This is a genomic window from Sphingomonas sp. GW821-FHT09E03 (assembly GCF_059416225.1).
The window spans coordinates 741,732-753,921 of the sequence record NZ_JBWKOS010000001.1 but is presented as its reverse complement, the minus strand read 5'-3'; the positions used below and the strand labels follow the sequence as shown (position 1 = coordinate 753,921).

General features: G+C 68.9%; 12 protein-coding genes. 10 read left to right on the top strand and 2 right to left on the bottom strand.

The features are described 5' to 3' along the window. The first annotated feature begins 3 nt into the window (after positions 1–3). Positions 4–714, top strand: a complete 711-nt coding sequence (locus AC07M8_RS03970) for an SDR family NAD(P)-dependent oxidoreductase (protein WP_495173079.1) — start codon at positions 4–6, stop codon at positions 712–714. A 94-nt stretch (positions 715–808) separates the two neighbouring features. Here the strand turns inward: AC07M8_RS03970 and AC07M8_RS03965 are convergent, their stop codons facing one another. Then, positions 809–2,026: a class I SAM-dependent methyltransferase gene (locus tag AC07M8_RS03965; protein ID WP_495173148.1), complete on the bottom strand. Its 1,218-nt coding sequence runs from the start codon at positions 2,024–2,026 to the stop codon at positions 809–811. A gap of 64 nt (positions 2,027–2,090) precedes the next feature. After that, complete coding sequence (locus AC07M8_RS03960; protein ID WP_495173078.1) at positions 2,091–2,990, bottom strand: histone deacetylase family protein; 900 nt, start codon at positions 2,988–2,990, stop codon at positions 2,091–2,093. A 53-nt stretch (positions 2,991–3,043) separates the two neighbouring features. Here AC07M8_RS03960 and AC07M8_RS03955 point away from each other — a divergent pair, with 53 nt between their 5' ends. The 9 genes from AC07M8_RS03955 (at position 3,044) to cysN (ending at position 12,182) form a co-directional block, all read left to right on the top strand. Next, a complete protein-coding gene (locus AC07M8_RS03955; protein ID WP_495173077.1) occupies positions 3,044–4,030 on the top strand; it encodes an alpha/beta hydrolase in 987 nt (328 codons plus the stop codon). Beyond that, positions 4,027–4,515, top strand: a complete 489-nt coding sequence (locus AC07M8_RS03950) for an RNA pyrophosphohydrolase (RefSeq protein WP_495173076.1) — start codon at positions 4,027–4,029, stop codon at positions 4,513–4,515. The genes AC07M8_RS03955 and AC07M8_RS03950 overlap by 4 nt, the downstream gene beginning before the upstream one ends. A gap of 37 nt (positions 4,516–4,552) precedes the next feature. Beyond that, positions 4,553–5,470 carry a DUF481 domain-containing protein gene (locus tag AC07M8_RS03945; protein ID WP_495173075.1) on the top strand — a complete coding sequence of 306 codons (918 nt, stop codon included), beginning with the start codon at positions 4,553–4,555 and terminating at the stop codon, positions 5,468–5,470. A 22-nt stretch (positions 5,471–5,492) separates the two neighbouring features. Next, positions 5,493–6,701: a hydrolase gene (locus tag AC07M8_RS03940; RefSeq protein WP_495173074.1), complete on the top strand. Its 1,209-nt coding sequence runs from the start codon at positions 5,493–5,495 to the stop codon at positions 6,699–6,701. Beyond that, entirely contained in the window at positions 6,698–7,714 is a 1,017-nt protein-coding gene (locus AC07M8_RS03935) for an arginine N-succinyltransferase (RefSeq protein ID WP_495173073.1), read from the top strand. The genes AC07M8_RS03940 and AC07M8_RS03935 overlap by 4 nt, the downstream gene beginning before the upstream one ends. 8 nt (positions 7,715–7,722) lie before the next feature. Beyond that, a complete protein-coding gene (locus AC07M8_RS03930; RefSeq protein WP_495173072.1) occupies positions 7,723–8,964 on the top strand; it encodes an N-succinylarginine dihydrolase in 1,242 nt (413 codons plus the stop codon). A 76-nt stretch (positions 8,965–9,040) separates the two neighbouring features. Then, complete coding sequence (locus AC07M8_RS03925; protein WP_495173071.1) at positions 9,041–9,271, top strand: hypothetical protein; 231 nt, start codon at positions 9,041–9,043, stop codon at positions 9,269–9,271. Positions 9,272–9,328: 57 nt separating this feature from the next. Continuing rightward, positions 9,329–10,228, top strand: coding sequence for a sulfate adenylyltransferase subunit CysD (cysD, locus tag AC07M8_RS03920; protein ID WP_495173070.1), 900 nt, complete (start codon positions 9,329–9,331; stop codon positions 10,226–10,228). Positions 10,229–10,268: 40 nt separating this feature from the next. Next, complete coding sequence (cysN, locus tag AC07M8_RS03915) at positions 10,269–12,182, top strand: sulfate adenylyltransferase subunit CysN (RefSeq protein ID WP_495173069.1); 1,914 nt, start codon at positions 10,269–10,271, stop codon at positions 12,180–12,182. The last annotated feature ends 8 nt before the right edge of the window (positions 12,183–12,190 follow it).

Below are 12,190 nucleotides of genomic sequence, written 5' to 3'. Positions count from 1 at the left end.
GGCGTGACCAAGCCTCTTCAGGACCAGATCGCGATCGTCACCGGCGCCAGCCGTGGCATCGGCGCCGCGACCGCGATCGCGCTGGCGGCACAGGGCGCGCATGTCGTGCTCACCGCCCGCACCGCCAAGGATCTCGAGGCGGTGGAAGAGGTGATCTTCGCCGCCGGCGGCTCGGCGACGATCGCGCCGCTCGACCTCACTCAGACCGACAGCATCGCGCGGCTCGCCATGGCGATCGGCGAGCGCTGGCAGGCGCTTGACCTGCTCGTGCTCAATGCGGCGATGCTCGGCAGCCTGGCGGCGGTGCCGGCGATCGACCCCAAGGAACTGGCGCAGGTTCTCACCCTCAACATCAGCGCGCAGGCGGCGATGATCTCCGCGTTCGATCCGATGCTGCGCCGTGCCCGGGCCGGTAAGATCATCGGCCTCACCTCCAGCGTCGGCCGCCGCCCGCGCGCCTATTGGGGGGCCTATGGCGCCTCCAAGGCGGCGTTCGAGACGTTGCTCGGCGCCTATGGCGACGAAGTGTCCGAGATCAGCCGCATCCGCACCGCGATCATCGATCCCGGCGCCACCCGAACCAAAATGCGCGCGCGCGCTTATCCGGGCGAGGATCCGCAATCGGTGAAGGAACCCGCGGTGGTAGCGGACCGCATCGTCGCGCTGGCGATCGAGGGCTTTGCCGAAGGCCATGTCGAGCGCGTCGACGCCTGACGGGCACCGTCATCCCAGCGCAGGCTGGGATCTCTGGCGCCTCTTTCCGCTCCATGGCGAAAGGCCCCAGCCTGCGCCGGGATGACGATACGGCTCAGCCCTGCTTCACCAGCGTGACCAGCGCGACATCGATCCCGCGCCCGCGAAAGCCGCCTTCGCAATACATCAGATAATAGCGCCACAGCTCGCGAAACTTACGGTCGAGCCGCGCCGGCAGCCGGCCGTCGTGATCCGCCGCGTCGAACCGCTCATACCAGTGGCGCAGCGTCTGCGCATAATCGATCCCGAACGCCTCGTGATCGGTCCATGCCAGCCCGCGGGCCTCGGCGAGCGCGCGAAAGCGGCTGTCGGAGAGCAGCATGCCGCCGGGGAAGATATAGCGCTGGATGAAATCGACGCCGTCGGCATAGGCGGGGAACACGTCGTCGGCGATGCTGATATATTGGATCGCCGCCCGCCCGCCGGGCTTGAGCACCCGCGCGATCGTGTCGAGATAGGCAGGCCAGTAGCGCTGCCCCACCGCCTCCACCATCTCGATGCTGGCGACGGCATCATAGGTGCCGGTGACGTCGCGATAGTCGGTCAGCGCCACGCTCACCCCGGGCAGCGCTTGGGCATCCACCACCGCCTTCTGCTCGGTCGACAAGGTAAGCCCGTGGACTCGCCTGCCGCCGGCGCTGGCCGCCGCGGCGAACGATCCCCAGCCGCAGCCGATCTCGAGGATGGCATCGCCCGGCTTGGTACCGGTCCGCGCGAGCACCGCGGCGAGCTTGCGCGCCTGCCCCGTCTCCAGCGTGTCGCCGCGCGCGAACATGGCGCTCGAATAGGTCATGCTCGGGTCGAGCCACTCGCGGTAGAAATCGTTGCCGAGGTCGTAATGGTCGGCGATGTTGCGGCGCGATCCGGTGCGGCTGTTGCGACGCAGATAGTGGTAGAAGCGCAGGGCCAGCCGCGACAGGCCGCCGGCGCGCGCCACGCTCGCCAGGGGCACGCGGTTGCGCATGAACAGGTCGAAGAGCGGCACCGGATCGGGGCTGGTCCAGTCGCCCGCGGCCCAGCCTTCGTACCAGCCCACCGAGCCGCCGGTGGCGAGCCGCACCAGCGCCCGCCAGCGCCTGATCACCACGATCGGCACCGGCCCGGGCTTGCGCCCGCCGAGCAGCCGCTGCGATCCGTCCGGCAGCCGCGCCTCGATGCCGCCTGCCTCCAGGCCGGCATCGATCCGGTCAAGGAAGCGATGGAAGATCGGCGCGACCAGGCGGGCGGCGCGGCGCGGGCGGTTATGTTGCTGGATCGTGGCCCGGGCGTTCATCGCGCGGCTCATGCCGCAGCGCAGGCCGATGGGGAAGATGGCAATGCTGGGTCCGCCTTCCCCGCTACAGCCCGAATGCTTCCCCCAGCGTCATGATCGCGCGCACGTGCCGTTCCGCCAGCACCATCGCGTCGTCGCCATAGCCACCGCCCACCGTGCTCGCCAGCGGCACGCCTCGTTCACGCGCCAGCCCCGCCACCAGCCGCTCGCGGCGCGCCAACCCGTCGTCGCTCAGCGCCAGCCGACCCAGCCGGTCGACCGCCAGCGGGTCGATCCCCGCCTGGTAGAGGATCAGCTGCGGCCGCACCTCGTCGAGGAACGGCGCCAGCGTCTCGGCGAGCAGCCGGCAATAATCATCGTCGCCGGTCCCGTCCGCGAGCGGCACGTCCAGCGTCGAGCGGGCCTTACGCGCCGGGAAGTTCTTCTCGGCATGGATCGAATAGGTCGCAATCCCCGGCCGACCGGCGAGCAGCGACGCGGTGCCGTCTCCCTGGTGGACGTCGCAATCCACCACCGCGATCCGCTCGACCTCGCCCTCCTCCACCAGCCGCACCGCGGCGAGCGCGAGATCGTTGAACACGCAATAGCCAGCGCCGGTGTCGGCCAGCGCATGGTGGCTGCCGCCGGCGGTGTTGGCAGCAAAGCCATGCGCCAGCGCCAGCCGGCCCGCGAGCCAGGTGCCGCCGGGTACCGCCTGCGCGCGCCGCGCCACCTCGGGTGTCACCGGAAAGCCGATCCGCCGCGTCTTGGCGGGCGGCACCCGCACTTCCAGCACCTCGGCGACATAGTCGGGATCGTGCACCGCCTCCAGCCAGGCGAGCGGCATCGGCTCGGGCTGGTGCCAGCCGACGCGGGTCCCCGCGGCGACTAACAGGTCGCGGATCAGCCCGTTCTTGTTCCAGCGATAGGTGGAGCGCGCCGGCGCGGGCGCGACATAGGCGGGATGGTGGACGATCGGAATCACCCCGCCTAGGTAGGAAGCCCGCCGCTTCGCCCCAAGCGGCGCCGGAGTGCCGCATGACCGATCCCGCCGCCGCCCCTCACGTCCGCCCCGATGTCGCGAGCTTCCTCGGCTATCTCAACAATCTTCCCGGGCCGCATACTCACCAGATGACGCCCGACGAGGCGCGCCGGCAGTTCGTGGCGATGAAGGATGTCGCCGATCTGCCGGTCGGCGAGCTGGCGACGATCATGGACCTGGCGATCCCGGGCCCCGCGGGCGCCATCCCCGCCCGCCTGTTCGACGCCCGCGCCGCGCGAGAGCCGGGGCCGGCGCTGGTTTTCTTCCACGGCGGCGGCTTCGTCATCGGCAATATCGATACCCACGCCAGCCTGTGTGCCGAGTTCGCCCGCGTGCTCGATCTGCCGGTGATCTCGGTCGATTATCGGCTCGCGCCCGAGCATCGCTGGCCCGCCGCCCCCGACGATTGCGAGGCCGCGGCGCGCTGGGTGGCGGGCAGCCCCGCCGTGCTCGGCCGCGCCGTCACCAGCCTCGTCCTTGCCGGCGACAGCGCCGGTGGCACGCTGGCGATCGTCACCGCGATCGACTTGCGCGATGCCCCCGCCGCGGTGCCGGTGATCGTCCAAGGCCCGATCTACCCGGCCGCCGATACCGCCACGCACTACCCTTCCTTCGCCGCGTTCGGCGAAGGCTATCTGCTCAGCCGCGAGACGATGATGTGGTTCGCGGATGCCTATGCCGCCGACGTCGGCCATCACCGCGGCTCGCCGATGGCGGGCGACCTGGCCGGCCTGCCGCCGGCGGTGGTGCTCACCGCCGGGCTCGACCCGCTGCGCGATCAGGGCCGGGCCTATGCCGGCGCGCTCGCCGCCGCCGGCGTCCCGGTCGTGTTCCGCGAAGCGGCGGGCACCATCCATGGCTTCGCCACCCTGCGCCGCGCGATCCCGTCGAGCCGCGGCGACATCGCCGGCTTCCTCGCGGCGCTCAAGGCGACGATCGGGGAAGCCGAAGCCGCACGGGTGATGCTACAGGCGGCGGCATGAGTGATTCTCTCCCTTATCGTCCCTGCGCCGGCGTGATGCTGATCAATGCCCGGGGCCAGGTGTTCGTCGGCCAGCGCATCGATACCACCGTCGAGGCGTGGCAGATGCCGCAGGGCGGGATCGACCGCGGCGAGGAGGCGGCCACCGCCGCGATCCGCGAGCTCGGCGAAGAAACCGGCGTCACCCCCGACAAGGTCGAGCTAATCGCCGTCGCCCCCGACGAACTGTTCTACGACCTGCCGGCGGATCTCGTCGGCAAGGTGTGGCACGGCAAGTGGCGCGGTCAGCGCCAGCGCTGGTTCCTGTTCCGCTTCCTCGGCGAGGACAGCGACGTGAACATCGCCACCGACCACCCGGAGTTTCGCGCCTGGCGCTGGAGCGACCCCGCCGATCTCCCCGCGATGATCGTGCCGTTCAAGAAGACGCTGTACGAGCAGATACTCGCCGCATTCGCACCACAGCTCGGCGCAGCCGCCGCGCGCTAGGATGTCGCTGCCGATCGGCCTGGCTAAGGGTGTAGCCGTGCGTAATTTGCTTGTTTTGTTCGCCGTGCCGCTGCTGCTCGCCAATGCAGCCGCGCCTGGAGCGCCGGGCAATGATCCGGTGCCGATCCCGGCGGCGATCCGCTCGATGCTCGATGCCGCGATCCAGTCCGGCAACGACGGCGATGTATCGGTGGTGGTGAAATATGCCCGTCTCGCCGATCCCGCGAGCGCCGATGCCGTGCTCGCCATCGCCCAGAAGTGGCGCAGCGACCGCGCCACCGCGCGTAACGAGAAGATCAAGCAAGCCCGGGTGTTCGATCTGTGGACCGGCAAGGCCGAGCTCGGCGGTTATCTCACCACCGGCAACACCAAGTCGGCGGGTGGCAGCGCGGTGCTCGATCTCGTCCGTGAAGGCCTGCGCTGGCGCCACAAATTCCACGCCCAGGCCGATTATCAGGAAAACGACAACATCACCAATCGCGAGCATTATCTCGCAAGCTACGAGCCCAACCTCAAGATCGACGACCGGCTCTATATTTACGGCTCGGCGCAGTATGAAAGCGACCGCTTCCTCGGCTATTTCGATCGTTATTCGGCCTCAACGGGGTTCGGCTACAGCGCGATCAAGTCGCCTGCAATCCGGCTCGATGTCGAGCTCGGGCCCGCTTATCGCTATACCTCGTTCACCGACGACACGATCCAGAGCAACGTCGCCGCGCGCGGCTCGGCGGTGTTCAGCTGGAAGATCCTCCCCGGCCTGTCGGTCACCGAGAACGCCAATGGCTATTTCCAGAGCGCCAATTCGACGCTGAGCAGCACCACCGCAGTAACCGCCAAGCTGATCGGGCCGCTGTCCGCCTCGCTGTCATACAATCTCCAATATGAAAGCGAGCCGCCGGTGGGATCGGTCTCCACCGACACAGCGACCCGCGCATCGCTGGTGTACAGCTTCTGATCCTTGCCGCTAGGATGCCGCAATGACAGGGCTTTCAACGGCGGAACAGGCAGCAGTCGATCGGATCGACCAGGCGGCGATGCTCGCCCGGGTGGAGACCTGGGCGGCAATCAACAGCGGCACGCGCAACCTCGCCGGCGTTGCGACGATGGCCGGCCTGCTCGCCGACGCGGCCGCCGCGCTGCCCGCTACCATTCGCCTGGTCGAGCCGACTTCGGTCGACGCGGTTGATGCCGATGGCCGGGTCAACGCGCTGGCGCACGGCCGGCATCTCCACGCGGTGGTCCGCCCGGAGGCGCCGGTGCAATTGCTGTTCACCGGCCACATGGACACGGTCTACGGCCGCGATCACCCGTTTCAGGCCCTCCACCATCGCGACGACGGCACGCTCAACGGTCCCGGCGTTGCCGACATGAAGGGCGGCCTTGCGGTGATGCTAGCCGCGCTCGATGCGGTTGAGGCCAGTCCTGCGGCGGCCGACCTCGGCTATGAGATCGTGATCAACAGCGACGAGGAAACCGGCTCGCTGTCATCGGCTTCGCTGCTCGCCGAGGCGGCGCGCGGCAAGCACGCCGCGCTTACCTACGAGCCCGCGCTCGCCGACGGCACGCTCGCCGGCGCGCGCGGCGGCACCGGCAACTTCTCGATCGTGGTCCGCGGCCGCAGCGCCCACGCCGGCCGCAACCCCGATGATGGCCGCAATGCGATCGTCGCCGCCGCTGACCTCGTGCTCCGCCTCGCCGAGGCGCGCAGCCCGCACCTGTCGGTCAACCCCGCCCGGATCGATGGCGGTGGCCCCAACAACGTCATCCCCGACCTCGCGGTGGTGCGCGTCAACTTCCGCCCGGCGAATGTGGACGAAATCGCCCGCGCCCAGGCGCATATCGACGCCGCCGTCGCCGCGGTCGCAGCCCGGCACGACGTCCACCTCGAGCTCCACGGCAGCTTCAATCGTCCACCCAAGCCGATCGACGCGGGCGCCGCCCGCCTGTTCGCGCTGATCGGCGAGGCCGGCGGCGATCTCGGCCTCGATATCGGCTGGCGCGCGACCGGCGGCGTGTGCGACGGCAACAACATCGCGGCAGCAGGGGTACCGGTGGTGGATACGATGGGGGTTCGCGGCGGCTCGATCCATTCGGCGGACGAATATATGATCGTCGACAGTCTCGCCGAACGCGCGGCGCTCTCCGCCGTCACCATCCTGCGTCTTGCCGCACGGGGCCGGCCATGAGCTACCGCATTCGCGCCGCCACCGTCGACGATCTCCAGCATCTCTACGAAATGGCCAAGCTCACCGGCGGCGGCTTCACCAACCTGCCGCCCGATCGCCGCGCGCTGCGCGCCAAGCTCGAGCGCAGCGACGAGGCGTTCGCGCGCACCGACGACAGCCTGGCCGACGAGGCTTTCGTGCTGGTGCTCGAGAATGTCGCCACCGGCGACGTCCGGGGCACCTGCCAATTGTTCACTCAGGTCGGCCAGCGTCACCCCTTCTACAGCTATCGCCGCGGCACGCTGACCCAGCACAGCAAGGAGCTCGGCCGCACCTTCCGTGCGGAGATGCTCTCGCTCGCGACCGATCTGGAGGGGAGCTGCGAGGTCGGCGGGCTGTTCCTCCACCCCGGCGAGCGCGCCGGCGGGCTTGGCCTGCTGCTCGCGCGCAGCCGCTACCTGTTTATCGCCGCGCACCGCGCGCGCTTTGCCGATCGCATCCTCGCCGAACTGCGCGGGATCATCGACGAGGCCGGCGGCTCGCCTTTCTGGGACGGGATCGCCGGCCGCTTCTTCGGCATGAACTTCCAGGATGCCGACGAATTCAACGCGATCAACGGCCACCAGTTCATCGCCGATCTGATGCCCAAGCATCCGGTGTACATCGCCATGCTCACCGACACCGCCCGCGCCGCGATCGGCCTGCCGCATCCCAACGGCCGCGCCGCGATGCGCATGCTCGAGAACGAGGGCTTCGCCTTCGACAATTACGTCGACATCTTTGATGGCGGCCCGACCATGACCGCACGCACCGATCGGGTGCATTCGGTGGCCGAGGCGAAGCGCGCCTCGGTGATCGCGATCGATGCCGATGGCGGGGTGGAATCGCTGGTCGCCACCGGCCGGTTGGCGGACTTCCGCTGCACCTTCGGGCAGGTTCGCACGGTGGGTGACACCGTGGTGCTCTCCACCGACTGCGCCTGGGCGCTCGGCGTCAACGAGGACGATGACGTGCTTCACGTGGGCCGCTGGTGAGCGCCGGGATGAAGCTGGTCGAGATCAACTTCGACGGCATCGTCGGGCCGAGCCACAATTATGCCGGCCTGTCGCCGGGCAACCTCGCCGCCACCGCGCATGCCGGGCAGCTGTCGCGCCCCCGCGCCGCTGCGCTGCAGGGCATTGCCAAGATGCGCGCCAACCTCGCGCTCGGGCTCGTCCAAGGTGTCCTGCTGCCTCATGCCCGCCCCGACCACCGCTGGCTGGCGGCGCTCGCCACCACCCAGGCCGACGCCCCCCGGCACCTTCAGGCGCAGGCGATGTCCGCCTCGGCGATGTGGGCCGCCAATGCCGCCACTGTCTCGCCCGCGCCCGACACCGCGGACGGCCGCTGCCACTTCACGGTCGCCAATCTGATGACGATGCCGCATCGCAGCCACGAATGGCCCGAGACGCTCGCGCAGCTCCGCCTCGCCTTCGCCGCCGACGCCTTTGCCGTCCACGGCCCGATCCCGGCGCCGTTCGGTGACGAGGGTGCCGCCAACCACATGCGGCTGTGTGCGCGCCACGACACGCCGGGGATCGAGATCTTCGTCTACACCCTGCCCGGCGGCCCCTTCCCCGCGCGCCAGCATCGCGATGCCAGCGAGGCGGTCGCGCGCGCTCACCGGCTCGATCCGGCGCGCACCCTTCTGGTCCAGCAATCACCCGAGGCGATCGCCGCCGGCGCCTTCCACAATGATGTCGTCGCGGTCGCCAACGAGCGCGTGCTGTTTGCGCACGAACAGGCGTTCGCCGACCGGGACGGCTTCTACGCCGATTGCCGCCGCCTGCTGCCCGAGGTCGAGATCGTCGAGGTGCCCGCTGCCGAGGTCAGCCTCGCCGATGCGATCGCCTCCTATCTGTTCAATGCGCAACTGGTGACGACGGCGGCCGGCATGGCGCTGGTGGTGCCGAGCGAGGCGCGGGCCAATTGTGCGGTATGGGGCTGGCTTGAGCGCCACGTCGCCGGCAACGGCCCGATCCGCCGGGTCGAGGTGGTCGACGTCACCGAATCGATGGCGAACGGCGGCGGCCCGGCGTGCCTGCGCCTGCGCGTTGTCGCCGATCCGGCCACGGTCGATCCGCGCTTCCTGGTCGACGAGGCTGCGCTCGATCGGATCGCCGCGACCGTCACCGCCACCTGGCCGAGCGAGATCGATCCCGGCGATCTCGGCCGCGACGCGCTGATCCGCGATGTCGAGGCCGCGCGTGCCGCTCTATTGGAAACGTTGCACCTGTCGGGTTAACTGACAGCTAACCATATCAGCCTCGGCTGGAGTGGCGGATTTCTGGGATTGGCATTGTCCTTGCTGATCACCCGGCATGTGGAACCGTATCCGTCGCCTGTTCATCATCAAGACCAAGTTCGAGGCCTTCCTGATCATCTACGGCCTCGGGCTCGGCGCGGTGGAACGGGGCATGCACTATCTGCAGCAATATCCCGGCTATGGTGGCTGGCTGCTGTTCGCGGCCTGCCCGGTGGCGGTGTTCATGGCCGGCGGCCAATTGATCGATTCGGTCGAACGACGGCAGGGGGACCCGCACGCCCGCTAGGGCGCGGCACAGGATAAGTTGATCGCGCGCGGCGAACCGGCCACTATTTGAGGTGGCATGAGCGGGCCCACCCATCTCGATCGCCTCGAAGCCGAGAGCATCCACATCCTGCGTGAAGTCGTCGCCGAGGCCGAGCGCCCGGTGATGCTCTATTCGGTCGGCAAGGATTCCGCGGTGATGCTGCATCTCGCGCGCAAGGCCTTCTTCCCGGCACGGCCGCCGTTTCCATTGCTCCATGTCGACACCACCTGGAAGTTTCAGGCGATGTATGCGCTGCGCGACCGCGCCGCGGCGGCCGCCGGCATGGAGCTCATCGTCCACAAGAACCCCGACGCCGCGGCGGCCGGGATCAACCCGTTCGATCATGGCAGCCGCCACACCGACCTGTGGAAGACCGAGGGGCTGAAGCAGGCGCTCACCACCGGCGGCTATGATGCGGCGTTTGGCGGCGCCCGGCGCGACGAGGAGAAGAGCCGTGCCAAGGAGCGGATCTTCTCGTTCCGTTCGGCCGGCCACGGCTGGGATCCCAAGGCGCAACGCCCCGAGCTCTGGCATCTCTACAACGCCCGCATCCACCGCGGCGAAAGCATCCGCGTCTTCCCCCTGTCCAACTGGACCGAGCTCGACATCTGGCAATATATCCTCGCCGAGGGCATCGAGATCGTGCCGCTCTACCTCGCCGCACCGCGGCCGACGGTGGAGCGCGACGGCATGCTGCTGATGGTCGACGATGATCGTTTCAGGCTGCGCGACGGTGAGGTGCCGGTTGAGCGCTCGATCCGCTTCCGCACCCTTGGCTGCTATCCGCTGACCGGTGCGGTGGAGAGCGAGGCGACCACGCTGACCGCGGTGATCCAGGAGATGCTGCTCACCACCACCTCCGAACGCCAGGGCCGGGCGATCGACCACGACCAGAGTGAAAGCATGGAAAAGAAGAAGCGCGAGGGGTATTTCTGATGGGCCACTCCTCCCGCGTCCGCGTCGCCGGGGCAGACGCATGACCGCCTACACCCCCGACGCGCTGGTCGCCGCCGACATCCACGCCTATCTCGACCTTCACGCGCGCAAGTCGATGCTGCGCTTCATCACCTGCGGCTCGGTCGATGACGGCAAGTCGACGCTGATCGGTCGCCTGCTCTACGATTCCAAGACGATCTTCGAGGACCAGCTCGCCGCGCTCGAGGCGGACAGCCGCCGGCTCGGCACGCAGGGGCAGAACATCGATTTTGCCTTGCTGGTCGACGGCCTCGCCGCCGAGCGCGAGCAGGGCATCACCATCGACGTCGCTTATCGCTTCTTCGCCACCGAGAAGCGCAAGTTCATCGTCGCCGATACCCCCGGTCACGAACAATATACCCGCAACATGATCACCGGCGCGTCGACCGCCGATTGCGCGGTGATCCTGATCGACGCGCGCAAGGGCGTGCTAACCCAGACGCGGCGCCACTCGTTCCTCGCGCATCTGATCGGCATCCGCCACATCGTGCTCGCGGTGAACAAGATGGATCTTGTCGGCCATGATCAGGCGCGTTTCGACGCCATCGTCGCCGACTATGCCGAATTCGCCGCCTCGATCGGCATCGCCGGCTTTACCGCCATCCCGCTGTCCGGGCTCAGCGGCGCCAATGTCGCGAGCGCCTCGCCCGACATGCCCTGGTACATCGGCCCGGCGCTGCTGCCGCATCTAGAGGCGATCCCGGTCGAAGCCGATCGCGCCGCCACGGCGCCGTTCCGCATGCCGGTGCAATGGGTCAACCGCCCCAACCTCGATTTCCGCGGGTTCGCCGGCACGATCGCCAGCGGCACGGTCCGCCCCGGCGACGCAGTGCGCCTCGTCCCCTCGGGCCGCACCACCAGCATCGCCCGGATCGTCAGCTTCGCCGGCGATCGCGACCAGGCGAGCGCCGGCGACGCGATCACCCTGGTGCTCGCCGACGAGGTCGATTGCTCGCGCGGCGACGTCATCGCGGCGGCGGAGCACCCGCCCGAGGCCGCCAACCAGTTCCTCGCGACGATGGTCTGGCTCGCCGACGTTCCGCTGGTCCCCGGCCGCGGCTATTGGCTCAAGCTCGGCACCCAGACGGTCGGCGCCACCGTCCAGCCGCCGCGCCACGTGGTCGATGTCAACACCCAGGCCGAGCTCTCCGCCAAGACGCTCGCCCTCAACGACATCGGCGTCGCCGAGGTGTTCACCGACCGGCCGGTCGTGTTCGCGGCTTATGCCGAGTCGCAGGAGCTCGGCGGCTTCATCCTGGTCGATCGCGAGACCAACACCACCGTTGCCGCCGGCATGATCGCCCACGCGCTGCGCCGTGCGCAGAACGTCCACTGGCAGTCGATCGACATCGGCCGCGAGGCGCATGCCCGTCAGAAAAGCCAGGCACCGCGGCTTCTGTGGTTCACCGGCCTGTCGGGCTCGGGCAAGTCGACCATCGCCAACCTCGTCGAGAAGAAGCTCCACGCGCTCGGCCGCCACAGCTTCCTGCTTGACGGCGACAACGTCCGCCACGGCCTCAACAAGGATCTCGGCTTCAGCGATGCCGACCGGATCGAGAACATCCGCCGCGTCGGCGAGGTCGCCAAGCTGATGACCGATGCCGGGCTGATCGTGCTGACCGCCTTCATCTCGCCGTTCCGCGCCGAGCGCGCGCTGGTCCGCAGCCTGCTGCCCGCCGGCGAGTTCGTCGAGATTTTCGTCGACACGCCGCTGGAAACGGCGGAAGCTCGCGACGTGAAGGGATTGTACGCCAAGGCGCGCGCCGGAGAGATCGCGCATTTCACCGGCATCTCCAGCCCGTATGAGGCGCCTGAGGCGCCCGAGATCCGCGTCGACACCCGGCGCGAAAGCCCGGAGGCCGCCGCCGAGCGGATCGTCGAGCATGTCTTGGGCGTATGGAGCCCGGACCTGTGACCCCAAGC

Excerpts from the sequence above, each read along its gene's own strand:
- AC07M8_RS03940 (WP_495173074.1), top strand. The coding sequence starts at position 5,493 with ATGACAGGGCTTTCAACGGCGGAACAGGCAGCAGTCGATCGGATCGAC.
- AC07M8_RS03965 (WP_495173148.1), bottom strand. The coding sequence starts at position 2,026 with ATGAACGCCCGGGCCACGATCCAGCAACATAACCGCCCGCGCCGCGCC.
- AC07M8_RS03925 (WP_495173071.1), top strand. The coding sequence starts at position 9,041 with ATGTGGAACCGTATCCGTCGCCTGTTCATCATCAAGACCAAGTTCGAG.
- AC07M8_RS03955 (WP_495173077.1), top strand. The coding sequence starts at position 3,044 with ATGACCGATCCCGCCGCCGCCCCTCACGTCCGCCCCGATGTCGCGAGC.
- AC07M8_RS03935 (WP_495173073.1), top strand. The coding sequence starts at position 6,698 with ATGAGCTACCGCATTCGCGCCGCCACCGTCGACGATCTCCAGCATCTC.
- AC07M8_RS03930 (WP_495173072.1), top strand. The coding sequence starts at position 7,723 with ATGAAGCTGGTCGAGATCAACTTCGACGGCATCGTCGGGCCGAGCCAC.
- AC07M8_RS03950 (WP_495173076.1), top strand. The coding sequence starts at position 4,027 with ATGAGTGATTCTCTCCCTTATCGTCCCTGCGCCGGCGTGATGCTGATC.
- cysN (WP_495173069.1), top strand. The coding sequence starts at position 10,269 with ATGACCGCCTACACCCCCGACGCGCTGGTCGCCGCCGACATCCACGCC.
- cysD (WP_495173070.1), top strand. The coding sequence starts at position 9,329 with ATGAGCGGGCCCACCCATCTCGATCGCCTCGAAGCCGAGAGCATCCAC.